The 24,382-nt window shown below is 57.1% G+C and carries 23 protein-coding genes; 9 read left to right on the forward strand and 14 right to left on the reverse strand.

Features of this window, described 5'->3' with window-relative positions:
• Positions 1 to 8: 8 nt before the first annotated feature.
• The 5 genes from nadA to FC75_RS05915 all read right to left on the reverse strand — a co-directional run bounded on the left by nadA (position 9) and on the right by FC75_RS05915 (position 4,839).
• On the reverse strand, positions 9 to 1,097 hold the full coding sequence (nadA, locus tag FC75_RS05895) for a quinolinate synthase NadA (RefSeq protein WP_054662168.1): 1,089 nt from the start codon (positions 1,095 to 1,097) through the stop codon (positions 9 to 11).
• Positions 1,084 to 2,553 carry an L-aspartate oxidase gene (nadB, locus tag FC75_RS05900; protein ID WP_054662229.1) on the reverse strand — a complete coding sequence of 490 codons (1,470 nt, stop codon included), beginning with the start codon at positions 2,551 to 2,553 and terminating at the stop codon, positions 1,084 to 1,086. The genes nadA and nadB overlap by 14 nt, the downstream gene beginning before the upstream one ends.
• Before the next feature lie 211 nt (positions 2,554 to 2,764).
• Complete coding sequence (locus tag FC75_RS05905; protein ID WP_054662165.1) at positions 2,765 to 3,691, reverse strand: DMT family transporter; 927 nt, start codon at positions 3,689 to 3,691, stop codon at positions 2,765 to 2,767.
• A gap of 29 nt (positions 3,692 to 3,720) precedes the next feature.
• Complete coding sequence (locus tag FC75_RS05910; protein WP_056989383.1) at positions 3,721 to 4,254, reverse strand: DNA-3-methyladenine glycosylase I; 534 nt, start codon at positions 4,252 to 4,254, stop codon at positions 3,721 to 3,723.
• A 135-nt stretch (positions 4,255 to 4,389) separates the two neighbouring features.
• Positions 4,390 to 4,839: a universal stress protein gene (locus FC75_RS05915; protein WP_056989384.1), complete on the reverse strand. Its 450-nt coding sequence runs from the start codon at positions 4,837 to 4,839 to the stop codon at positions 4,390 to 4,392.
• 291 nt (positions 4,840 to 5,130) lie between these two features.
• Here FC75_RS05915 and FC75_RS05920 point away from each other — a divergent pair, with 291 nt between their 5' ends.
• From FC75_RS05920 to FC75_RS05930, 3 genes are all read left to right on the forward strand, one after another.
• A complete protein-coding gene (locus FC75_RS05920; RefSeq protein ID WP_054662162.1) occupies positions 5,131 to 5,523 on the forward strand; it encodes a helix-turn-helix domain-containing protein in 393 nt (130 codons plus the stop codon).
• 88 nt (positions 5,524 to 5,611) lie between these two features.
• Positions 5,612 to 6,400, forward strand: coding sequence for a tyrosine-protein phosphatase (locus FC75_RS05925; protein WP_054662159.1), 789 nt, complete (start codon positions 5,612 to 5,614; stop codon positions 6,398 to 6,400).
• Between the two features lie 64 nt (positions 6,401 to 6,464).
• Positions 6,465 to 6,830 carry a hypothetical protein gene (locus FC75_RS05930; protein ID WP_056989385.1) on the forward strand — a complete coding sequence of 122 codons (366 nt, stop codon included), beginning with the start codon at positions 6,465 to 6,467 and terminating at the stop codon, positions 6,828 to 6,830.
• Positions 6,831 to 6,888: 58 nt separating this feature from the next.
• On the opposite strand, the gene dapF is transcribed toward FC75_RS05930, so the two are convergent.
• Positions 6,889 to 7,884 (reverse strand): diaminopimelate epimerase, encoded by a 996-nt coding sequence (gene dapF, locus FC75_RS05935; RefSeq protein WP_054662156.1) that lies wholly within the window; start codon positions 7,882 to 7,884, stop codon positions 6,889 to 6,891.
• A gap of 124 nt (positions 7,885 to 8,008) precedes the next feature.
• Here dapF and lysA point away from each other — a divergent pair, with 124 nt between their 5' ends.
• Together lysA and FC75_RS05945 are read left to right on the forward strand one after the other, a co-directional pair.
• The gene (gene lysA / locus FC75_RS05940; protein ID WP_056989386.1) at positions 8,009 to 9,298 is read left to right on the forward strand and encodes a diaminopimelate decarboxylase; all 1,290 of its coding nucleotides are present in this window, start codon (positions 8,009 to 8,011) and stop codon (positions 9,296 to 9,298) included.
• Between the two features lie 60 nt (positions 9,299 to 9,358).
• Positions 9,359 to 9,931, forward strand: a complete 573-nt coding sequence (locus FC75_RS05945) for a class I SAM-dependent methyltransferase (protein ID WP_054662154.1) — start codon at positions 9,359 to 9,361, stop codon at positions 9,929 to 9,931.
• A 41-nt stretch (positions 9,932 to 9,972) separates the two neighbouring features.
• Here FC75_RS05945 and FC75_RS05950 read toward each other — a convergent pair whose 3' ends face one another.
• Positions 9,973 to 10,719 carry a TIGR02452 family protein gene (locus FC75_RS05950; RefSeq protein ID WP_056989387.1) on the reverse strand — a complete coding sequence of 249 codons (747 nt, stop codon included), beginning with the start codon at positions 10,717 to 10,719 and terminating at the stop codon, positions 9,973 to 9,975.
• 95 nt (positions 10,720 to 10,814) lie between these two features.
• Here FC75_RS05950 and FC75_RS05955 point away from each other — a divergent pair, with 95 nt between their 5' ends.
• From FC75_RS05955 to FC75_RS05965, 3 genes are all read left to right on the forward strand, one after another.
• Positions 10,815 to 12,200 carry a hemolysin family protein gene (locus FC75_RS05955; protein WP_056989388.1) on the forward strand — a complete coding sequence of 462 codons (1,386 nt, stop codon included), beginning with the start codon at positions 10,815 to 10,817 and terminating at the stop codon, positions 12,198 to 12,200.
• 169 nt (positions 12,201 to 12,369) lie between these two features.
• On the forward strand, positions 12,370 to 13,830 hold the full coding sequence (locus tag FC75_RS05960; protein WP_056989389.1) for an MDR family MFS transporter: 1,461 nt from the start codon (positions 12,370 to 12,372) through the stop codon (positions 13,828 to 13,830).
• Entirely contained in the window at positions 13,827 to 14,330 is a 504-nt protein-coding gene (locus FC75_RS05965) for a DUF4811 domain-containing protein (RefSeq protein ID WP_054662151.1), read from the forward strand. The genes FC75_RS05960 and FC75_RS05965 overlap by 4 nt, the downstream gene beginning before the upstream one ends.
• 67 nt (positions 14,331 to 14,397) lie before the next feature.
• Here FC75_RS05965 and FC75_RS05970 read toward each other — a convergent pair whose 3' ends face one another.
• The 7 genes from FC75_RS05970 to FC75_RS06000 form a co-directional block, all read right to left on the reverse strand.
• Positions 14,398 to 15,078, reverse strand: coding sequence for an ABC transporter ATP-binding protein (locus FC75_RS05970; protein WP_056989390.1), 681 nt, complete (start codon positions 15,076 to 15,078; stop codon positions 14,398 to 14,400).
• 15 nt (positions 15,079 to 15,093) lie between these two features.
• The gene (locus tag FC75_RS05975; protein WP_054662148.1) at positions 15,094 to 16,554 is read right to left on the reverse strand and encodes an ABC transporter permease; all 1,461 of its coding nucleotides are present in this window, start codon (positions 16,552 to 16,554) and stop codon (positions 15,094 to 15,096) included.
• 160 nt (positions 16,555 to 16,714) lie between these two features.
• A complete protein-coding gene (locus tag FC75_RS05980; protein WP_054662145.1) occupies positions 16,715 to 17,716 on the reverse strand; it encodes an aldose epimerase family protein in 1,002 nt (333 codons plus the stop codon).
• Positions 17,717 to 17,729: 13 nt separating this feature from the next.
• The gene (locus tag FC75_RS05985) at positions 17,730 to 19,193 is read right to left on the reverse strand and encodes a UDP-glucose--hexose-1-phosphate uridylyltransferase (protein WP_054662142.1); all 1,464 of its coding nucleotides are present in this window, start codon (positions 19,191 to 19,193) and stop codon (positions 17,730 to 17,732) included.
• Entirely contained in the window at positions 19,190 to 20,185 is a 996-nt protein-coding gene (gene galE, locus FC75_RS05990) for a UDP-glucose 4-epimerase GalE (protein WP_056989391.1), read from the reverse strand. Before galE ends, FC75_RS05985 begins: the two co-directional genes overlap by 4 nt.
• A gap of 45 nt (positions 20,186 to 20,230) precedes the next feature.
• A complete protein-coding gene (locus tag FC75_RS05995; protein WP_056989392.1) occupies positions 20,231 to 21,397 on the reverse strand; it encodes a galactokinase in 1,167 nt (388 codons plus the stop codon).
• A 32-nt stretch (positions 21,398 to 21,429) separates the two neighbouring features.
• Complete coding sequence (locus FC75_RS06000) at positions 21,430 to 22,413, reverse strand: LacI family DNA-binding transcriptional regulator (RefSeq protein ID WP_056989393.1); 984 nt, start codon at positions 22,411 to 22,413, stop codon at positions 21,430 to 21,432.
• A 460-nt stretch (positions 22,414 to 22,873) separates the two neighbouring features.
• On the opposite strand from FC75_RS06000, the gene FC75_RS06005 reads away from it, so the two are divergent.
• Positions 22,874 to 24,298 (forward strand): DHA2 family efflux MFS transporter permease subunit, encoded by a 1,425-nt coding sequence (locus tag FC75_RS06005; RefSeq protein WP_056989394.1) that lies wholly within the window; start codon positions 22,874 to 22,876, stop codon positions 24,296 to 24,298.
• The last annotated feature ends 84 nt before the right edge of the window (positions 24,299 to 24,382 follow it).

Raw genomic sequence — 24,382 nt, forward strand, 5'->3', positions numbered from 1 at the left:
TTTATCTCCTAACTAAGCGCCAGCATCCGATCAAGCGCCTTTTTGGCCCACTGAGCGGTTTGCGGCGCAACGGTGATCACGTTGGCTGGTTTGCCAGCAGCTAACTGGTCCATCGTCCAGGCCAAGTGCGGCAAATCAATGCGGTTCATCAAAATACAAGCACATGAATACGGGTTGAGGGCCATCACTCGCTTTTCAGGGTAGGTTTTGATCAGCCGACCCACGAGATTGTTATCAGTGCCAACTGCGATTCGAGTATTTTTCGGCGCTTGCTGAATGTAATGAATGAGATCACCAGTGGAACCATAAGCATCGGCAGCCGTCACCACCTCGTGCTTGCATTCCGCGTGCACAATGATTTTGATCCCCGGATACTGGGCCCGAAGCTGATCAATTTGGGCCACACTGAACTGCTGGTGCACTGAACAGTACCCATTCCACAAGATCACCCGATAGTCACCAGGGTTTTCGAGGCGGCCATCCTGAGCATTCCACAGGCCAATTGCCGAGTCAGGCACCCCTAGTGCCATCGCCGTATTGCGACCAAGATACTGATCCGGTAAAAACAGCACGTGTTTGGCCTGCTGAAGGGCCCAGGCAACAATTTTCGGGGCATTACCGGATGTGACCACAACGCCGCCATGCTCACCAACAAATGCCTTGATGGCCGCTGTCGAATTAACATAAGTAACGGGCATAATACTGCTGCCATACTGCGCGGTCAGCGCTTGCCAGGCGGTCGTCAGCTGATACGAGTTAGCCATGTCAGCCATGGAACAGCCAGCCATGGGATCGGGCAAAATCACCGTTTGATCATCACTGGTCAGAATATCTGCTGTTTCGGCCATGAAATGCACCCCACAAAAAACGATCTTTTCAGCAGTATGATTACTGGCGGCAATTTGCGCCAGTTTTAACGAGTCGCCTGTCGCGTCAGCAAACTGGAAGACTTCATCTTTTTGATAATGATGCGCCACTAACAGCAGCCGGTCACCAAAACGCGCTTTGATGGCCAAAATCCGCTCAATCTGCGCTTGGGGCGCTTCGTCGTAATACCGATAAAAGTCCTGCTTTTGCTTCAACTCAGTCAGTAGCATGGGCGTCCTCCTTCATGTAATGTGCGCCAAGGCTCTTCGGTTCCGCTAGCGCGGCCTGTGCGATCAGCTGACTGCATAAGCATAGATTCGCCCGTGTCAGTTCATCGGCAGACAGGTTAGCGGCGGCCAGCTGAGCGTAGTTAAACTGCTGCAGCCAACGCAAAAATGCTTGCAACTGGGGGCGGGTCCGTTCCACCCCAAGGTCTGCCCACGCTCGCTTTTGAAGTGCCGCCAAAGCGGGCAGATGGATCGGTCGCGCCGGCGGTGTCGTGACCGTCATGGGAGACAGCGCCTGTTCAGGCATCTGCTGGATGCTATCGGCCGCTTTTTGGCCGCTGACTAAGCAATCCAGCAGCGAGTTGCTGGCTAACCGGTTGGCGCCATGGACACGATTGCAAGCGACTTCACCGACCGCCCACAACCGTGGCAGTGAAGTGCCGGCATTGAGATCCGCCGCGACGCCGCCCATCATAAAGTGTGCGCCGGGTTGAATGGGAATGCGGGAGGTTTGGCGAAAAGGCACGTGGTGTTTATCCAAATTAGCGGTCACACCAGGGAAATGCTGCTCAAAATTAGCCACCTTAGAAATATCCAGAAACAGCTGATGTCCCTGGGCCTGCCAAGCAGTCAGATGGCGGGCCACCACATCTCGCGGCGCCAGGTCCGCACAGGGGACTCCTGCCATGATCTTGGTGTCATTTTCGTCAACTAAAATCGCCCCAGCACCGCGAATTGCTTCAGTAATGAGCCCATAACAGTGATGGTCGATTGAAAGCAGCGTGGGATGAAACTGGACAAACGCCATATCTGTCAGCTTGACGCCCTCGCGCGCCGCCAGCGCAATGCCATCCCCAGTGACGGTCCGATCATTGGTCGTAAAATCAAACAGATTACCGAGCCCGCCGGTGGCCAAGACAACGGCATCGGCGACCAACACCTCCTGCTTGCCAGTGGCGAGATGCCGAACCAGAACCCCTTGGCAAGCGCCGTTTTGGACAACCAGTTGCAGTGCCTCAACCTGCGTCTGCCAAATGACATGATGCAGTTGCTGCTGAACAAAACTGGTCAATGCCTCCCCGGTTTGATCCCCATTGGCATGCAAAATCCGGTGATGGCTGTGCGCGCCTTCCAAGCCGAAGCTCAATGGCCCATCCGGATGGCGATCAAACGTCATGCCTGCCGCAATTAAGGCCTTGATCAGTTTGGGCCCAAGCGTGACCAACTGCTTGACCGCCGCCTCATCATTGTGATAAACGCCAGCTTTCATTGTGTCTTCTTCATGGGACTGCGGCGAATCGCCAGGGTCTAGTGAAGCAGCGATACCGCCTTGAGCCAACATTGAATTACTTTCACGCCGGTCGCCTTTGGTCACGATCGTCACTGCGCAAGTGTCCTGCAACCGCGTTGCCACAAAGCAGCCAGCTAGGCCACCACCAATAATTAGCACTTTCTTCATTACCCGTTGCCCTCAATCTTTGCTTTTTAGTCAAATCGACTTTTATTCTGCTAAATAAAAAAGGTGTCGTGACACCTCATGGACTCAGTTGTACACCCCCAGGCCGAGCAGTGCAACAGATAAGCGTTAAATTTTTCACAAGCAAAAAGCGCAAGTCAGTTCGGCCACTGTACTGCACCAAACCAATTTGCGCAAACTCGCAAAGCCAAAATCATGCCGCGGGGTCACGCGGCTTGACCGTCTTGGGTGCCTTGGGGCCTGTCGCCGCCATCAAGAACACCGTCCCGATAATCACCGCCGTGCCCAGCAGCTCGGCAAACCCGAGGTGCAAGTGTAAAAACAGCACTGAGGTGATGGTGGCGCCAATGGGTTCGAAGGCGTCTAGCAGCCCCGCCGCCGTCGCCGAAATGTACCTTAGGCTGGCGAGATACGCCAGATACGCGATCAGCGTCCCAAAAATGACGACAAACCCGAACGCACCCCAGCCCAGGCCGTTCAGGTGCGGGACGCCGATCCACAGCGGCCGATAGAGCGTCATCAGCAGCCCACCAATCAGCTGCGCCCAGCCGACCACGACCAGCGGCGAGTAGTGCGCAAGCAGCCCCGCCGGCAGCAGCGTGTAAAGTGCCGCGGCCAGCGCTGCCCCCAGGCCCCACATCAGCGCGCTCGGCGAAATCGCCAGTGTCGTCAGGTGGCCCTTCGTGACCACCAGCAGCGTGCCAAACATGGCCATGGCGATCACCAGCACGTCAATGCGGCGCGGCAGCTGGCGCGTCTGCACGGCCAGGATCAAAAGGATCACAACCGGCGACAAATACTGCAGCGTGGTGGCAGTCGGTGCGTTGGCCACTTCCACGGCCTTAAAGTAAATGAACTGCATCGTGATCATGCCAAACAGGATAAAAATCGTCATCTGCCAGGCGTCATGTTTGTTCTGCCACGGGGCAAAAATTTGCTTGCCCTCACGCAGCCAGGCAAATGCCATCGTTAAAATACCGGCGATCAGCATCTTAGCCGAAATCAGCCAGGCCACGTCCGTTCCTTGTTGAAATAGCACTTCACTGGCCGGCCCTGACACGCCCCACAGGCACGAGCCAAAAATCGCCAGTCCTAACCCTAGTAACCGTTTATTGTGCATGATTGTCCTACCAGAAATTAATTTTTCAGTCAGGCCAGATGGTCGTCGATCACTCCAGCCCCCTGCAGGAAGCTGTACGCCGTGGTCGGCCCGATCATGGTGATGCCGCGTTTTTTCATGTCCTTGGCGACCGCTGTCGACAGGTCCGTGTACGCCGGCACATCGGCCCAGCGGCGCGGCTTATTGACCAGCTGCTTGCCGTCGGTAAAGTGCCACACATACGCCGCAAAGCTGCCGAACTCTTGTTGGATCTGCTGAACCGCGCGGGCGTTGTGCGGGATCGACGCGAGCTTGCGCCGATTGCGGATGAGCCGCGCGTCTGCCATGAGCGGCAAGATGTCTGCATCCGTCATATGCGCAACGGCCTCAATATCAAAGTCGTGAAACACCTCGTTAAACGCGGCGCGCTTGTTCAGCACCAGCTCCCAATTCAGCCCAATTTGCAGGCTTTCCAGGCTGAGCAGCTCGAACAGCTGGCGTTCGTTGTGCTTGGGCACGCCCCATTCATGATCGTGATAGTCTTTTAGCACCGGGCTTTTGGCCCACCAAACTGATTCTTCCATATTAGCACCTCCGCAGGTAGATTACGCGGCCAAAAAGCAGTTTTCCAAGGCCTGACCAAAAAAGGGCCAGCTGTCGTCAAACACAGACTGGCCCACCTAAAAAAGCCCCGCCGCAGCGAGACCCTCAGTGATTGACTAAGCTTCAGTTTTGACGATCAGCACATCACATGGCGCGGTGCGGTTGACGTACTCGGTGACCGAGCCCACCAGCACGCGTTCGACCGCATTCAGCCCCGTGGCGCCGATCATGATCAAATCAGTCTTGTGATCGTGCGGAAAATCAGTCGCGATGACATTTTTCGGATTGCCGAAGCGCACGTGAATCGCCACGTCGGCCAGTCCGGCCTTCTCGGCCCGCTCCTGCAAGCCCTCCAGATACTTTTGCGCATCCTGGGTCAGCTGATAAATCGCATCGCCTGAAATCATGCCGCCGTAACCGCCAATAAACTGCTTCGTGTCAAGGACGTTCAAGATGTCCAGGTGGGCGTGGTTGGTCTGTGCGACCTTGACCGCCTTGCTGAATGCCAGCTCAGCCTCGTCGGAGCCATCAACTGGAACCAGTATCGTGGTATATTCTTGATCCATGTGATCACACCCTCTCTTTCTTCAAGCGTAAATCATCAGCCCGTTAAAAACAAGCAGAAGCATCACGGCGGCAGACGCTTTCGCAGACCACAGATAAGCTTTTTTAAGAGTAAAAAAATCGTCTAACAGGGGCTTTCAGATTTGCAAAGGGTTTCTATTGAATGTTGACAATAAAAAAATCGATAAAAACGCCCGCGAATAATTGCATTTTCCCAGTAAAAAAGCTAAATTGAACGGTGAACCGATTTCAATTGGTTTAGTGATTCTAACTTATAGGAATGTGGTGAAAATATGACAGAAACAGTTGGCAGTGCCTTGCGTCAGATTCGCAAGGGCCGCGGCGAGTCCATCGTTGAAGTCGCTAAGGCCACGCACACCTCCCCGGCCAGCTTTACCAAGTGGGAAAACGATCAAACGATTCCCAGTGAACGCAGTATCCGCAAGCTTGCGGAGTACTACAACACGGACGCGAACAATATCCTCGCACTTGCCTACCCGGACAAGTACGCGACCAATCGCGATGCGATCGACCTTGATGAGTACAATGTGATCCGCGTTGAAGATCTGCTTGCAGACAACACGATACTGACGTACAACGGCTCTCGCTTGCCGCAGACCAAAAAAGACTTAGTGGCTTCCTTCACCGCCGGTATGATCATCGGCAGTGCGGCGGAGCAGGACTAAGCGCGTCACAAAGTCGCCTGTCCAGGCGGCTTTTTTATTTTGGCCGCCTTCGGTATACTGAAACCGAATCCATCAAGGAGGTTTTATCGTGACACCCATCGTTCTTCCCATTCACCACGGCTTTAATTTTCGCGACCTCGGCGGCTACAAGACGAAGGCCGGCCAAACGGTGCGCACCCACCGCCTGCTGCGGTCGGGCCGACTCAATGAGCTTTCCGCAACTGATCTGACCTATCTGACGGATTACGGGCTGCAAGCCATCGTCGACTTCCGCTCGCCCCAGGAACGCGCCGATGCCCCTGACCAGGTTCCCGCCGGCGCGCAGGACCTGTTCGATCCGGTTTTCCCCACTGATGAAACCAAGGTCACCGAAGAGGCGGAAGAAGCGCGCCACACCGAGCTGGCCAAGGACCCGCTCGCCGGCTTTCGCAGCATGGTCAACACGTACGCCAGCATCGTGGTGCAGCCCAGCGCAAAAAAAGCGTACCGCCAGTTTTTCGATGTGCTTTTAAGCCAAGGCAGTGACGGCGCGGTCCTGTTTCACTGCAGCGCCGGCAAGGACCGCACCGGCATGGGCGCGGTGTACCTGCTGACCGCGCTCGGCGTCGATCCCATCACGATTCGCCAGGACTATTTGGCTTCGAATCTTTACCTAGTGGCGGAAGGCCAGCGGATGGTGGACGAGGTGATTCAGGCGGGCGGCTCACCAGCGCTGCAATCGTCGTACCGGTCCCTGGGCGGCGTGGCCAACGAGTACCTGGACTCCGCGCTTAACACCATAAACCGGGAATACGGCAACCTGCCGAACTACCTGAAAAACGAGCTCACGTTAAGCGACGCCGAACGTCGCGATTTGCGCGCCTTGTACCTGAAGTGATGTGCAAACCTGTCTTGACCCATGTGCGTTATAATAGACCCAAAGCGGAAAGGAGTGTGCGCTTATGAAACTATACCAAGGATTGACCCAGGTGCAGGTGAACGACTCGCTGGTCGATGACGCGCCGAACTTCACGATTCAAACGGAGCTCGACAAGCCGCTGAACTTTGCGCCGACGACGCTTTTCCACTACATTGACAGCGTCCTGAAGCCAGGCAGTCGCCACGACCAGAACAACCTGCGCTTTGTCACGGACCCCGCCTTTATCGGCGAAAACTTTGACTACACAAGTATTCCGGAAACTAAGGCCTACAAGGATTTTGAGGATAAAATGAACTTCGCGCGCAACATGGTTCAAGACCTCAATCGCCACGTGGCCGTCAACATTGATACTAAGAACAATGAGTTCCAGCTCGTCTTTGTGGACTAGCCAGACGCAAACGCCCCGGTTCAGCGAAAAACTGAACCGGGGCGTTTTTTAGCTAAGCTTAGATTGCGGCGATGACGTCGCGGTAAGGCAAGGTCGCCACAAATCGCTGGTAGGCGGCCTCCTCGCCGGTTTCGGCGATTTGGGCGCCGCCAAACCGGCCCTGGTGCAACGCGGTTTCCGGCACATCGATCAGGTGGGTCGTCGTCGCGTTACCGATCAGCTCGATCCAGTAATCGGCCCCGCTGCCGTGCACGTTGGTTTGGACCACGCCGCCCGGATTGTAAACCGTGTTGAGTTGATCCAGTGCAGCGGCCTCAGGGTGCGTCAGCACAAAGGCGAGGCTGGTGGCCGCCATCCCGGTACCGCACGCATTGGTGAAGCCGACCCCACGCTCATACGTGCGCGCGAACAAGGTGTGCGCCCCTTCGATGGCGGCAAACGTGACGTTGACCCCTTCTGGGAAGTACGGGTTGGGCGCGTTAAGCTTTTTGCCCAGCGCCCCGATCTTTTCTCCATTAAGTTCAGCTTCAGAGACGAACGCGATCAGGTGCGGGTTCGGCACCGCCACCGCCGTGAAGCGCAACGCTGGGTCTAGTGCCGGCAGCACCTGGTCAACGATTTTATCCGTGCCCAACGCGGCAAACGGCAAAGCGCTGGAGGCAAAGCTGACTGGGGAGATCTCCACCGAAAAGCCTGGCACGCCGGCAGCAAAATCTGCCACATGGCGCACCCGCAGCGCCGCCTCTTCGGTTTGAACGGTGAACTGCTGCTGGCCAGTCTTCTCACTGAGGTAGCGCGCAACGGTCCGCAGCCCATTGCCACACATCTTGGCTAGACTACCATCCGCGTTGATGACGGTCATGCGGCCCACAGCGCCTGCCGCGTCGTCGACGATCAGCATACCGTCCGCCCCACCGAGCAGTCCGGTCTCCCGGCTGCTCAGCCGTTTGGTCAGCGTCACCAATTCCGCGCGTGATAATTGGTGCTCAAGCGTGGTTTGATCCAATAGAAAAAAAGTGTTTTCCGAGCCGTGGACGCGGCGCAATTCAGCCATTCGAAAGCCTCCTCATAATAAGTGGCTAAATTGTAGCACAAGCGCATGCGGCTTGCCATCGATGATTGACCAGCCGACTGGCAAAGGCTAGACTTTGCTTAAACTGACTTCGGGAGGCATTGTCATGAAGATTGAAACGAATGCGGCAGGTCACTTGGTGATTGGAGGCTGCGACGCATTGACGCTGGCCCAGCAATTTGGAACGCCGGCCTACGTGTACGACGTCGCGGCGATCCGCGCGCAATTTCGCGCGTTTGCCAAGGTTTTCAAGGCGCACCACGCCAAGTACGCGATCAGTTATGCCAGCAAGGCTTTCGCCACAGTCGCGATGTACCAAGTCGCCGCCCAGGAGCACGCCCATGTGGACGTAGTCTCCGGCGGTGAACTGTACACGGCCCAGGCCGCGCAGTTTCCAATGGCCCATGTGTCTTTTCACGGCAACAACAAAAGCGAAGCAGAACTTCAGCAGGCGCTAGCGGCGCACGTCGGCACCATCATCATCGATAACTTCCATGAGCTTGACCTGCTGGCCGATCTGCTCAAGCAGCAGCCGGCCCGGACCCAAGACGTCCTGCTGCGCGTGACGCCGGGAATTTCCGCCCACACGCACGCGTATGACCAAACAGGGCAAACCGACAGCAAGTTTGGCTTTGATGTCGACTCCGGCCAGGCCAAGGCCGCAGCCACCCGCGTGCTGGCCGATCCGCAGCTGCACCTGCTGGGCATCCACGCCCACATTGGCAGCCAAATTTTTGCGGTCAAGGGGTTTGTGGCAGCGGCAAAGCGCCTGCTCGCCATCTTGACCGACTGGCACGAGACCCTCGATTTCACGCCTACGGTTCTGAACCTTGGCGGCGGCTTTGGGATTGCGTACACCGACAGTGATGACCCGCTGCCCGCGGAAGATTTTGTTGCCGCCATCCTTGATACCATTGCAGCGGCCGACCTGCCGTTTGCCACCCCGGCGATTTGGATCGAACCCGGCCGTTCGATTGTCGGCCCTGCCGGCTACCAACTCTACACCGTTGGCAGTCGCAAGGACGTGCCAGGACTCAAGCCGTTTGTTGCCGTGGATGGCGGGATGGGCGACAACATTCGCCCGGCGCTTTACCAGGCCGACTACCAGGCGGTGCCGGCCGCCGACCCGCACGCCGAAGCAACAGAAACGGTGCGGCTGGTCGGCAAGTACTGCGAGTCGGGCGATATTTTGATCGATCAGGCCAAGTTGCCCCACTTAGAAGCTGGCGCCGTGGTCGCAGTGCTGGCCACTGGCGCATACGGCTACTCAATGGCCTCCAATTACAACCGCAACCCGCGCCCTGCCGTCGTGTTCGCCGAAAATGGCCAGGCCAAACTCGTTGTGCGCCGCGAAAGCTACGCCGACCTGACGAAAAACGACCTCAGCTATCTCTAACTGCCAGCCTGGCACCCTAAGGTCAGTTCTCGTATAATAGTAGCGAAAGGTTGTGCAAATATGGAACCTTATCCCACCATGAAACCTGCTGAAGGCGCCTTGCCGACGAGCAGCAACCAGCCGCTGTGGCCCGTGCTTGCGCAAAAAGCGCCTGACCTTGAAGGCAAGCGGGTCCTTGCGATTCACTCTGGCGACGGCGCCTTCTGCCGCGCTGCCATCAACGCCGGTGCGATTGCGGTGCTGGGTGTGGACCGCGACCGCAATGCAATCAGTGCCGCGCGCGCCGTTGCGAGCTCTGATCGTCTACGCTACCGCATCATGCCGGACCGGCGCTTCGATCTTTTGACCGGGCCCTACGACGTGATTATCGGCCCCTTTGCCTTTCCGGCAGAAGATCTGCGCCAAAGCACTCATCACCTGGCCAAGCTGCTGCGGCCAAGCGGCGAGATGGTCCTCGCCGTCACTGGCGCCGCCGATGCCAGCCAGGTCAAGGCAAACTTATCCAGCTTGATCACCGTCAGTGAATGCTTTGCGCCCAGTCAGCAGCCCACCGGCACGAAACTGTTTGTCGTGGTCGCCCATCGCGCCAAAATCACGCCGCCGGCATCTAAGTGGCGGCGCAATCGTGGCTAGTTTAACCAGTCAGTGCTTTCCGCATCGCGGGAGGCACTTTTTTAGTCGTGCCACCCAGCCAAGGTTTCCTCAAACACCTGCACGCGGCCGCCGTCCGGGTCATAGATCGAGAAAACAATTTCTGGAAAGGCCCCATTAAATTCAGGCCGCAGCAGCTGCTGGCGAAAAATCGTGGCAACTTGGGGCAGCGGATTGCCGAATACCCCACTGCCAAACGCGCCTAAAATCAGGTGATCAGCGCCGTGCGTCTTGAACGCCCGCAGCGTCTGGCTGATTTTAAGGGTAATGTCCGGGGTGGTATCCGCGTCGGTCAAGCCAGGATACGCGCTGCGATTTGGTGCCGCCACGGTCGCAACATCGACATAATGGTCAGTGAGCTCGCGGCTGGCGTCATCAAACACCTGCCGCACGCGGGCGGCGTAAATCAACGCACTGCTGAACAGGCCCCTATTGGCATCTAGTCGGTTGGGCTGGTAATACGACTGCTCGAACTGCTGCAGCACAGGCAGCAGGTAGGTGCACTTGGCGATGCTTTCCTCTTGGGCGTGGGCGCCGTACTCGACCCCACCGCCGGGCGTCGTCGGACTGGCAAAGTTCATCACGCCGATGTGACCGCTCAGGCGAGCCATGGTTTTGACCACGTCCTCGTTGATCACCTGCCACTGCGGCGAAGTTTTGCCCTTGGCTGGCGTTTCCGGCAGCCGTTCCGAAATCAGCTCGCCTTGCGGTTTAACCGGATCCTGCTGATACGCTGCCACGCTTTTTCGTACCATGGTGATTTGGTCCACGAGAATCACTCCCCTCTTTTGCTAGCATAACTCACTGGTACGTGTATAATGCTACAATAGTCTCAAAGAATACCAAGAAATGAGGAATCGAATCAATGGATGGTGGCCAAGTTGCCTCTAATCTAGTTGTGTTAGTCATTACGTTTGTGTTTGCCATTTTTTTCGTGGCAGCGGAGTTTGCGCTGGTCCAAAGTCGGCCAAGCGCGTTGGAAGACATGATCGACAAGGGTCAGGGCAATCGCAAAAAATTGCAGCGCGCGCTGCGCATGGTCCAGCGACTGAATGAATATCTATCCACCACGCAGGTCGGCACCTCAGTCTGCGGCATCATCCTCGGCTGGATCGGGGAAGATTTTGTCACCTTTTTGCTGATCGACGTCATGAAAATGACGCATCTGGCACTGCCTAACGGGAGTCTCCACGCGATTGGCGCCGTGCTCGGGGTCATTGTGCTGACGTACCTAGAAGTCGTGATCACGGAAATCGTGCCGAAAAACATCGCGATCGATATTCCCGTCAAGGTCCTGATGATCGTCGTCACCCCACTACACTATTTTCACAGCATCTTCTACCCGTTCGTGTGGCTGCTGAACGTCAGCGCTAACGGGCTGGTGCGCCTGATGGGCATGAAACCGGCCGATGAAAGCAACGAGGCCTTCAGCCAAGCCGAAATCCTGAACCTGTCCAAGGCCGCCATTGATAACGGCGACATGGAGCAAAACGATGTCACCTATATGCAGCGGGCCTTTGATCTCAACGACAAAACCGCGCACGACATTATGGTGGATCGCACCAGTCTGGTCGTGATCGATATCAACGCGACCGTGCACGAGGTCATTCGCGACTACCTGCAAGAGGGTTACTCTCGCTTCCCGGTCGTGGCTGACGGCGACAAGGATAAGGTGCTCGGGTACGTCTACATCTACGACCTCGTCAAACAAGCGCAAGTGGACGACACGGTTCACGTGTCCAAGCTCCTGCGCGCCATGGTCACGGTGCCTGAAGCGACGCCAATCAACTCGATCCTGCAGCAGATGATCAAAAAACAGACCCCAATTGTCGTGGTCGTTGACGAGTACGGCGGCACCAGCGGCATCGTCACTGATAAGGATATCTACGAGGAACTGTTTGGGACCGTCAAGGACGAGATCGATGACGTGTCCGACGAGTACATCATCAAAACAGGCCAGGCAAACGTCTTCAAGGTGTCTGGCAAAACGACGCTGTACGACTTTGAGCGGTTCTTCCACGTTGATCTCAAGCAGTTTGAAAATGCCAACATCGTCACTATCGCGGGCTTTTTGATGGAAGATTACCCCGACCTCAAGCTCAATGATTCAGTGGTGCTGGACCGGTTCAATCTCACTGTCACGGATTATAGCCGCGGCTTTGCCAACTGGTTCAACGTCACAGTGGGGCCGGAGATTCCGAAGGCCATGGACGTTGACGGCGACGGTGAAGATGAAGAATTACCAGTTTAAGTTTCAGAAAAGCGGATAGACCTGGGCTCAGGCCTATTTTTTTGTCCTCTGAGGTAGGGACCGCGTGCGGTCGGCAATCAGCTTTCCATACGTAAGAGTTGTAACTTACCATTAATTAGTGATAGACTTATTAATTGCAATTTTAATTATTGAAGGGAATGAAAATTACATGACTCAGCCCACAGACGTCAACGGCAAGCCTTACAATCGAAACTTGCTCGTTGTCACCATGCTGATTGGGACGTTTACGACGTTCCTGACGCAGACGATCCTGACCACGGCCTTTCCCACGCTGATGAAAACTTTCCACATCAACGCGTCGGCCGTCCAATGGTTAACCACCGGGTTCATGCTCGTGATGGGGATCATGATCCCCGTTTCGGCGTGGTTACTCAGCAAATTCAACGTGAAGTACCTGTACATGACCGCCATTTCAATCTTTTTCGTCGGCACCTTGATCTCGCGCTTCGCGGTCAGTTTCCCGATGCTGCTGACAGGCCGGCTGATTCAGGCGATGGGCGTCGGCATGTCCGCGCCGACCTTCCAGACCGTCATGTACTCAGTCTTCCCGCCAAACAAACGGGGTTCCGCCATGGGTCTGGCTGGCATCGTCATCGGCCTGGCACCGGCGGTCGGGCCAACCCTGTCTGGCTGGATCCTGCTCAACCACTCGTGGCGCTCGCTGTTTTCCGTCATCCTGCCGATCGCCGCGCTGGTGCTCATTTTGTCATCCTATTCGATGCGCAAGGTGCTGACCACGACGAATCCTAAAATCGACGTGCTATCCGTCGTTGAGTCCACCATCGGGTTTGGCTCGCTGCTGTACGGCTTCTCAAGCGTCGGCGATGCCGGCTGGGGCTCCCCGATCGTCATCGGCAGCTTGGTCCTCGGCATTGTGGTCGTGGCGGCCTTTGTCTACCGCCAGCTGCACCTGGACAAACCGCTGCTGGAGCTGCGCGTGTTCACCAGCAAAACCTACACCCTGTCCGTGATCTTGACGGCCGTCGCCTTCATGTCGATGGTCGGCGTGGAAATGGTCCTGCCGATGTACATCCAGACGATTCGCGGCCAAAGCGCCTTCCACTCAGGGCTGATCCTCCTGCCTGGGGCCATCATGATGGGGATCATGTCGCCGATCACCGGCCGGATTTTTGACCGCATGGGCGCCAAGCGGCTGGCCACGACCGGCCTGTTCCTGCTGCTGGTCGGCACGTTCCCGCTGATCACCCTGACGCCGGATACGCCTATCCTGTTCGTGACGGTGCTGTACACGGTCCGGATGTTCGGTATTACCATGGTCACCATGCCCGTCACCACCAGCGGCATGAACGCCCTGCCGGACAACCTGATCAACCACGGGACGGCTGTCAACAACACCGTGCGCCAGATTGCGGCGTCAATTGGCACCGCGATCCTGGTTTCCGTACTGGCCTCGGTCACCAAAGGCCAGACGCCGACCGCCGGCTTAGCCAAAAGCAACCCGATCGCCTTTGCGCGCCAAATGCAAACTGCGACCGTGGCCGGCTACCGCGCAGCCTTCGTGGTGTCGCTGATTTTTGCCGCCATCGGGTTTCTGCTTAGTTTGCGCCTAACCAACGACACCATTGATCAAGGAGGGGACCGCTCATGATTCTGGTTATCCTAATTGTTGCGGCACTGGCGCTTTTTCTGGTCGCGGTGCTGGGCCAACGCTCCCTGCGCCGCCGGATCTGGATCGCGGGGCTCGGCGTCTTGCTGATTGCCAGCGTCGGCGCCATTGCGGCCAATGACGCCTCGCGCTTCGGCATGACCACCAAAGTGTTCACCCAAACCACTGAAATCGTCGGTGCGGCTGATCACACAATCCTGACCGTCCCAATCGGCACCGCCAAGCAAAATCTCGCGGTGGTCTACCGCAAGAATCCGCTCAGCAAAAAGGTCTCAGTGGCAAAGCCCGGCGTCAATACTGATGTAAAGCTGCACCGCACCAATTCACGGCAAGCGCACGTGACTATCAAGCGCACCGAGCTGCGTTACAAGGACACCTTTGCCGCCTTCCTCTTCGCCGGCTCCGGCCAAAATGGCCAGGTGCTTACCACCACCTACGACTTCGCCATTCCGCAATCCTGGCGCGTCAGCGAGCGCAAGTAAATCTAGCGAAAAAGCTCAACCTCAGCGGGTTGAGCTTTTTTGTCAGGTTAATTCCTATGTTCACCCCTCACACTGCTGCGGCGGTGGGCGTTTTCTCCCACCTGAAGGTCCGCTGAGCCAGGCGCAGCACGCCATCGCACTGCTCGGCCACGCTGGGTTCATGGGTGACGATGATCACGCACTTGCCCTGCTCATGGGCGATTTGGTTGAACAAGGCAATCACCTCATCCGTGTTGGCCTCGTCCAGGTTCCCAGTGGGCTCATCGGCGACCACCAGCGGCGCGTCGCAGACCATCGTGCGGGCGATGGCCACGCGCTGCTGCTGACCGCCCGAGAGACGCTGGACATTCTGGGTCATCTGCTCATCCGTCAGGCCCAGCCTGCGCAGCATGTCCCGGGAAAATTCCTGATCGCCCCGGCGGCTGGACTTCGTGATGGCCATCGCGGTCATCAGATTCTCCAGCGCCGACATGTAGGTGAAGAGATTGAACGCTTGAAAAACGACACTGACTTGCCGCCTTCGATAAGCGCCCAGACCCATCTTGGCAATGTCCTGCCCGGCAATCTTGATCTTCCCGGCCTTGGGCGCGTCTAGCCCCGCCAGCAGCGACACCATGGTGGTTTTGCCAGTGCCGGACTGGCCGACAATAGCATAGGAGCGCCCGGGCTCAAACCGCAGGTCGACGTCCTTGAACAAGTAGTCCGATGCGGTCGTATACCAGTAAGTCATCTTCTCAGTTTCTAACATCGTTGACCCTCCAGTCTATTGAATCAGAATCATCTTGGGCTGAAGCCGCAAGATGCCCGCAGCCGCAGCCAGAATCGCCAATAAAATGATGGCAAGCCCTAGCCCGAACAACAGCGCGACGTCTTTGGCCGTCACCTTGACCGCCAGTTTGGTCTGCTTTTGCTGTGTGGCCGCACCAGTCCGTGCGCTCCCAGGCATTTGGCCGCTAGGACCGCCAGCTGGTGCTTGCCCACTTGGCGCGCCGCCCTTGCCGCCGAGCATTTGGCTCGCGGTTTGGCCGGTGCTGGTGCTCGACGCACTGGCTGTCACTTGCGCGGCCAACCGGTTGCCGACGAAGGTACCCCCAGCGGCCGCAATGCCAACGCCGACCAGGAGCACGACAAACAGTTCAACGAAGAACTGGGCAATGATCTTAAAGCGACTTTCGCCCATCGCCATTAAGATTCCAATTTCGTAGCGCCGTTCGCGGATCATCAAAATCACGATCAAGGCCAGGATGATGGTCCCGGCAATTGCGACCAGCCAAACGACCTTGTCCGCAAAACTCGTCACACTGCTCATTGAGGTTTTGACCATCTGGTAGTTCTGGTCATCCAGGCTCAGACTGTACTTACTGGAGACCAGCTTGCTCGCCTGCTTCTTGACTGCAGCGACCTGGCTCGGGGTGCTGACAGTGAAGACCACCGAATCCGCCGTTCCTTGGTATTTACTACCTTTAAGCGTGTTGGCCAGCGTGTAGCTCGTAAATATCGTGTTGGCCGGGTCGCTGGCACCGGGACCCATGGTTGCCGTGGCGGTGCTCTTCGCCTTATAGATGCCGACGATTTTCAGGGCATGCGTCTTCTTGGTCCCGCTTGTCGCCTTGACTGTGATCGTGTCGCCGACCTTAAGGCTGTTTTGCGTGGCGAGTTCGCTTTCGATCACGACGTTATTAGTGCCAACGTCGCTGGTCTTCAGGCCGCGCCCTTTAGTGAGCTTATCTGTGCCGTCAGCAAAGCTGCTACTACTGCTGGTACTCGACACCCCTGAGAGACTGATGTCACCACGGCTGGTCGTCATGCCGCTTGGGCCTTGGCTGCTGGCAGAGGAGGTACTGATCGCGTCAAAATTCTTGGCGTTTGCTGAGGCCGAAACGGCGACACTATAGCCGGAAACATAGTCGAGCTTAGCGATTTCTTTTGCGCTGCTTAGTTTGACCGGGGTCAGCGTCAGGCTGGGGGGCTGACCCCCTGGCTGCCCACCGGGGGTACCGCTGCTGCCACTGCGCATTTTCTTGAAGGCCGCCTGGCGGTTGGCGGTCAAGGTAATGGTGGCACCCACGCTGCTTTTGGCGTTGGCGACGGCTTGGCTCGCCGCCGACTTGATCAACAAGCCTGCCATGACGAACAGCATGATGGCCCCGGTCACCAAGATCAGCAATAGACTGCGGCCCTTTCTGGCAATCAGGTTAAGCCATGCACGTTTAATAAAATTCATGGTCGATGCTCCAATCTGAATGATTTCGTCTTCACGACAGAGATTAGATTATCGGCCAATTAGGTGTAAATTATGAATTTTTCGCAGTGATTCCATATTGCGAAAAGACTTTTTTGCGATGAAAAAATAACCCCTTCGCGGCTGCGAAGGGGTATTAGTGTTATTCAAAGAAGCGCCAACTGGTTTCCAGATCATACGGCTCGCCTGGCAGCAGCGTAATGCTGGACCAGTCCTGCCCGCTTGGTGGCGCAATCTGCGCCTCCAGCGCCACGCCGCTGTGCGCCCCAATGTTGTGGGCGATGCCGCTGTGGTCAAAGTGATTGGCGGTGTACATGACCACCGCCGGCGCCGTCGTGGTCAGTGCCATTTTGCGACCGGTCTTACCCGTGAGCAGCACGGCCTGCGCCTTTTTAATCAGGAACGGGTGGTCAAAGCCTTGCTCGTCCAGCACCTGCGGCATTCGGTCGCCCAGCTTGGCCCCGCTGCGAAAATCAAACGGGGTCCCGGCCACAGGCGCCCAGCCGCTGCTGGGCAGGTGGTGGTCGTCAAGCGGTGCGTAATGATCCGCCGCCAAAGTCAGCGTTGCGTCGTCAATCCCGGCCGTCAGCCCGTCCAGTGCGAAGTAGACGTGATTGGTCGGATTGTACAGCGTTTCCTCGTCGGTGACGGCGTGAAGCGCAAAGGTCAGCGTGTTGTTCGCATGCAAGGTGTAGGTGACGGTCGTTTTGACATTCCCCGGGAAGCAGTTGTGGCCGGCCGGATCCAGCAGCGTGAACGTCACCTGGTCGCCGGTTTCACTCTCCTGATAACGGGCGGTGAACACCTGCGTGTCCGACCCTTCCGGACCGCCGTGGATGGCATTGTCGCCTTCGCCGGCCAGCAGGGTCACATCCCCACCCGCACGGTGCCAGACATGACCCGGCAAGCGGCCGACCACGCGGCCGACCGTCCCGCCCAGGAAGTTGCGCTCCTTGGCATAGTCGGCAATGCTGGGCAGGGTCAGGATCTGATCCAGCGGCCCGTGTGCAGTCGGCACCACCACGCGCGCCAAGGTCGCGCCGTAGTTAAGCAGATGAACGGCCATTCCCGCCTGGTTGGTCAGGATGAACTCATACAACGGCTCGCCGCGCAGCGTGCCGTATTTGTGCATTTGAATGCTCATGACATGCCTCCTGTCATAGCGCCTTGACGAACCGGCCAAACGCCGCGCGGCCTGCCGCATCACGCTTGAACACCCCGGCGTCTTCCAGCACCCGCGCAAACACGTGGCCCACGGCGTCATCAAGCTGGGCATCGGCATTGGCTGGCGTCCAGGTCTGCTGCTCCTTGAGGTGATCCGCCCAGGGCTTGTGACTGGCGGCAATCTGATTGGGCTGGTCCAGCAGATACTTTTTGACCTCGACCAGTTCGGTCTTGAGCCGTGCCGGCAAAATGGCTAGGCCCATCACTTCGATCAAACCGATATTTTCGCGCTTGATGTGCTGAACGTCCTGATGCGGATGAAAAATGCCATCCGGAAATTCAGACGAGGTCTGGTTATCCCGCAGCACTAGATCCAGGCGAAAGACGTCTCCATCGCGCGTGGCGATCGGCGTCACTGTGTGATGACGCTCACCTGCTGTTTGGGCCCGGACATCGACTGACTCATCGGTGTACGCCGCCCAAGTCGCACGAACCTGCTCGGCCGCTGAAACCAGCGCCTCCTTGTCCGCCGACTCCAGACGGATCACACTCATTGGCCACTTCACGATCCCGGCGGACACCTGCGGCCACTGGGTCAGCTTAAACGGCGTCTCCACGGCAGCTTTGTTCATTGCAAACACGTGCTTGCCGCCCTGATAGTGCTCGTGCGCCAGCATTGAGCCGCCGACGATCGGCAGGTCGGCATTGCTGCCGACAAAGTAATCCGGGAACAGCGTCAAGATCTCCAGCAGGTTCGTGAAGGTCGTGCGCGTGATTTTCATCGGCTCATGCACACTGTCCAGAAAAATCGCGTGCTCCCCAAAATACGCATACGGCGAGTACTGGAAGCCCCAAGTGCGCCCCCCTAAAGTGAAACGAACGATGCGGTGGTTGCCCCGCGCCGGATAATCGCTGCGGCCGGCGTACCCCTCATTTTCCATGCACAGCTGGCAGGCCGGGTAAGTCGCAGTGGCGCTGGCATGAGCTGCCGCAGCGATGTCCTTCGGGTCCTTTTCTGGTTTGGATAGGTTGATGGTGATCTCCAGGTCGCCATAGTCCGTGCGCGTGGTGAAGCCGATGTTCTTGGCAATCGCACGGGTTTGAATGTAGTTATTCGCTCGTGACAGACCGTAGAACCAATCTGTGGCCGTTTTCGGCGACGCCTGATACTTCTGCCAAAAGGCCGCGTTGGTCTGGCTTGGCGTCGGGGTGGCCAAGGCCATCAGCTCGGCCTCCAGAATCTGGCGGGCGCTCAGCCGGTCTTCGATCCTACCGCTTTGGATCCCAGCCTCAACCAGCTGATCGAGGTTCGCTAACGCATCAGCCTGCGCCGGCAAATCGCGGGCGGCATCACCAACCAAGTTCAGGATTCGATTCACGAGAAAGGTCCGATCCAGCTCGGAGTACGCCGTGTTCAGCTGGAGAATGTAATCAACCTGGCGCTCGACTGCTGTCATGCCCGGTCACCGTAGCCTTTCGGGTGACTTTCGTGCCAGTTCCAGGCGGTTTCGATGACCTTTTCGACGTCATCGTACTGCGGCTTCCAGCCCAGAATCTCGCGAGCTTTATCAGACGCCGCAATCAGCGTGCTGGGATCCCCGGCCCGCCGCGGCCCAATCGTGGCCGGGATTTCCTTGCCGGTCACCTTGCGCGCCGCGTTCAGGATCTCCAAGTTGGAAAAGCCCGTGGCGGAACCCAGGTTAAAGGCGTTCGAGTCGTGTTCTTCGCGCAGGTACTTCAGCGCGAGAATGTGGGCATCGGCCAAATCGACCACATGGACGTAATCGCGCACGTTGGTGCCGTCCTTGGTCGGATAATCATCACCGAAAATCTGCAGTCCGGTGCGCGTCCCTGCCGCGACCTGCAAAATAATTGGGATCAGGTGCGTCTCAGGGTGGTGGTCCTCACCAATGCTGCCGTCTGGCATGGCACCGGCGACGTTGAAGTAGCGCAGCGCGACAAACTTGATGCCGTACGCAACGTCGCTCCAGTGCATAATTTTTTCCATGGCCAGCTTGGACTCGCCGTAGGGATTGGTCGGGACCTGCGGATCGGTTTCTTTGATGGGAATCGATTTCGGCTCACCATACGTGGCCGCCGTTGAGGAAAAGACGATCTTATTGATGCCGAATTGGTGCATGGCCTCCAGCAGCGTGATCAAACCGCCGGTGTTGTTATCAAAGTACTTGAGCGGATCTTTCATCGACTCCGGCACGATGGAAAAAGCCGCGAAGTGAATGATGCCCTCAATTTTTTCCTTTGAAAATACACTGCTCAGAAACTTGTAGTCGCGAATGTCGCCTTGGTAAAAGCGCGCCTTCGGGTCCACCGCCTGGCGATGGCCGGTGATCAAGTTATCAAGCACGACGACGTCCTCGCCGGCCTTGACCAGCTGCGCCACGGTGTGCGAGCCGATGTAACCGGCCCCACCTAAAACTGCAATTGTCATCAACAAAACTTCCTTTCCTATTTCCCTGAAACCTGAACAGGCGCCTTAATCCAACCGCTTGGGGCCGTCAGCAATTTCTGCGACGTAGAACGATGGCGCGTAGCCAATCGTCTCTTGGTACTTAGCACCGACCGCCGCCTTGACCGCGTCAACGTGGTCCTTGGCCACCAGCGCGATCGCACAGCCGCCAAACCCGGCGCCGGTCATGCGAGCGCCCAACACGCCAGGCTGCTTAACGGCCTCTTTGACCAGCGTGTCGAGCTCAACGCCGGTCACCTCGTAATCATACGCCAGGCTGACGCCGGACGCTGAGACTAAGTGGCCGAAGCCGACCAGGTCGCCGGCCTTGAGCTGAGCTGCCGCCTTGATAGTCCGCTGGTTTTCAAACACCGCGTGGCGCGCACGCCGAATCAGGGTGCCGTCGTAAATCAGGTAACTGGCCTGATCGAATTGATCCTCATTCAGGTCACCAAGGGTCTTGATGTCGAGCTTAGTCTGCAGGCGGCGCAACGCCTCCTCGCACTCGCTGCGGCGCTCGTTGTACTTGGAGTCGGCCAGCTCACGGCGCTTGTTGGTGTTCATGATCAAGATCACATTGTCTTGCAGGTCCAGCGGCACGGATTCGTATTCCAGCGTGTTGGTGTCCAGCAAAGTCGCGTGATTCGCCTTACCCATGCCGATCGCGAACTGATCCATGATCCCGGAGTTGACGCCAATGTAGCCATTTTCAACCTTCTGGCCCAGCTTGATCAGATCAAGCATGGATTCCTTCAACCCGTACTGATCCTTGAGAATCGTCCCTGCCAGCAGCTCGAGGGAAGCCGAGCTCGACAGGCCGGCGCCGTTTGGCAGGTTGCCGAAGATGTAAACATCCAGGCCTTGGGTGAAGGCTGGATAATTCTTTTGCAGCAGCTGCGCCATGCCCTTGAAGTAATCTGTCCACTTCTTGTCGGCCGGTGTTGCGAGGTCACTGAGGGCGACCTCAACGATACCCACTTGGTCAAAATTACCCGAGTACAGCCGCAGCGCCCCCGCGTCATTTTGGGCCACTGCCGCGTACGTCCCAAGGCTGATCGCGCACGGGAAAACATGCCCACCGTTGTAGTCGGTGTGCTCGCCGATCAGGTTGATCCGGCCTGGCGCAAAATAAGTGGCCGAGGCTGGCTGACCAAACACCGCTTCAAATTTTGTCTTCAGTTCCTCTACATCCATTATTGCTTCCTCCTTTAAGGTCAAACTACAAATTAATTAGTACTGCCGCGAACAATCAGTTCGCTTTCAGGGGTGATGCGCAGCGGAAAAGTGAGCGTTCCCTCCAGCTTAGCCTGCAACAGCTGGACCGCCGCGGCACCGAGTTCCTCGCTGCGCACGCGCACCGAAGTCAGCGCGGGGCTGACAAACCGCCCCATGTTCAGATCGTTGAACCCGTATACCGCGACCTGCTCCGGGACCTTGATGCCGTGCTCCTGCAAGGCCTTCAGCGCGCCGATCCCCATTTCATCGTTTGCGGAAAAAATGGCGTCAAACGCGCAGTGATCACGCTTGGCGAGAAACTGCGAGATCACCTTGTACGCCCCGTTCATCGTGAAATCAGAAGTCAACGTGGTCGCAATGGGCAGCCCGGCCGCTACCGCCTGCAAGGGGAAGAAGTGGGTGCGCGGATCGGCCAGGGCGAACCCGTCACTAGCGTGTTCCTGGCCCGCCAGAAACAGGGGGTGCCGCACACCACTTTGCACCATGTGCGCGACGACTTGCGCCACACCACCTTCAAAATCTGGAACGACACAGGACAGTTTACGGGAAAGCACGTCCTGATCAATGACGATCAGTGGCTGATCGCGGGTGGTCAGCTTGGTCAACTGAGCGGGACTAAACTTGCCCAGCGCCAGCACCCCATCGTAGCGCGACAGTGCCGGCATCGAATCGCCCGGGAAAAACCGGACCACGCCTAAGTCAACGGCAGCGAGTTCCTGTTCCACCGCTTGGCGGATCGTGCTGTAGTAATCCGTGCTCATGCCCTTGGCATCTGGGTACCACTGATAGAGCACGACCGTTCCACTATTCTTGTGGCGCACCGTCGGCCTAGCGTAGCCCAAGGTCGAAGCGGCCTTCAGGACGTTCTGGCGGGTCTGGTCCGTGACGGAAAAGCTCTCATCACGATTCAGCACCCGACTGGCGGTGGTAATGGAAACCTGGGCTGCCGCGGCGACATCTTTGAGTGTTGCCATGCACACGCCTCCTCTCTTTCTCCAATTTTACTGAATGCCGGTAAAAAGTAAAGCGCATTCAGCGTTTTCGTAGATATTTCTAGGTGATTCAAAAAATATTGCTAGTCCAAGTTACCAAAGCTGGTTGCTGTTATGTAGGCATTCTGATAAATGAAGCAGGTCCGTTTCGACTACTAAAATATTTACTAAAACATTTCTCAGTTTTTTTAGTTTCCGACCCTGAAACCTGTACTACAGAGCGTGCTCTGGCACCACCTGTCGCCCCACCGTTTTCAGAAAATGCTTGACTTGGGAGGCCGCTTGCGCGTATTATAACCAGACGTTGGGCCTCGGCCCGAAAAGAACAAATCGCAGCAACATTCCGCCTATTATGGTGCTGCCAAGTCCCCATGGCCAATGCCGTGGGGATTTTTTGTTGGTTTGGTAAGGGCAATTTTTTCAGGTAAGGAGTTTTTATTTTATGGAAATGTCTCAAAGTCTGCCGAAAGCGCGCGTGCAAATTGCACATCCCGCCGTTGCGATGCTGGGCCTCATGATCGGCTCGTTCGTCGGCATGTTCTCAGAAACCGCACTGAATATCGCGCTGCCATCCCTGATGGCATCTCTTCATGTCACTCAAGGCACCGTTCAGTGGCTGGTCACAGGCTACATGCTGGTCATCGGGATCTGCATGCCGCTATCCAGCATGCTGACGAAGCGGTTCGCCACTAAGAAGATCGTGCTGTTCGGCCTTGGTGCCTTCCTGATTGGCGCCGTCATCGCCGCTTTGGCACCCACTTTCCCCGTCCTGTTATTCGGGAGAATGATGCAGGGGATCGGCACCGGGTTGGTGCTGCCGCTGATGTTCGCCGTCGCGATGCAGATCTTCCCGCCGTATCGCCTGGGCACTGTCATGGGCTTGGCCGCTTTGGTCATCATGTTCGCACCTGCCATCGGCCCAACCATCACTGGGATCCTGCTGGGCGTTTCGTCCTGGCACGCCATTTTCTGGCTGCTCGTGCCGTTCTTGGCGGTTGCCTTCATCCTGACTGCCGTCGCGCTGGACAACGCCTTTGAACAGAAAAGTGTTTCCATCGACTGGGCGTCCATTGCGCTATCCACGATTGGCTTCGGTGGTATCGTCATCGGGACCTCGATGGCCAGTGACGCTGGTTGGTTGTCCGTCCGCGTCATCTTGGCGCTGGTTGTCGGCATCGCCGCATTAGCCATGTACGCCGGCCGTCAGCAGAGTCAAACTGCCCCAATGCTGAACTTAAAGGCATTCAAAAACCGTGCCTTCACTACCGGCACCTTGCTGGTCATGCTGGACTTCGGCGTGATTCTCGCCTCGATGTACCTGCTGCCTCAATACCTGCAAAACGTCATGGGCCTGCCTGTCGCAATGACCGGTTTGGCCATGCTGCCCGGCGGCATCGTCAACGCTGCGGTGTCCGCTGTTGCCGGTCGCCTTTACGACCACTTCGGGGCCAAGTGGCTCACCCGCATTGGCTTCATCGTCGCGATGATCGGCGTCGTGGTCCTGATGTCAACTAACGCGCACAGCAGCCTGGCCCGAGTCATCGCCGGCCACATCATTTTGATGATTGGCGCACCGCTCGCCATGTCGCCTGCTCAGACTTACGGTCTGAACTCCCTGCCTGGGTCCGAGAGTGCTGATGGCAGTGCCATTCTCAACACCCTGCAGCAAATCGTCGGGGCCGTGGCCACCGCCATTGCCACGTCAATGCTCGCCTTGGGCTCGGCTCAGCAGGCTGGCGTTGCCGGTTTGACCACCGGCGCCCACCTCGGCTTCGGCTTTGTCCTGATCATTGCCATTGTCGCCTTCATCGTTTCGCTGGGCGTCAAGGGCAAGGTCAAAAGCGAAGACGTCCCACTCGCCAAATAATTTAGTAAACAAAAAAATCTCGTGCCTTTGCACTCGGCCCTGTCAAGTTGACAAATGAAATAATATAAAGTTTTGTCTGTTTCT

The organism is Lacticaseibacillus camelliae DSM 22697 = JCM 13995, assembly GCF_001436615.1.
Classification (GTDB): domain Bacteria; phylum Bacillota; class Bacilli; order Lactobacillales; family Lactobacillaceae; genus Lacticaseibacillus; species Lacticaseibacillus camelliae.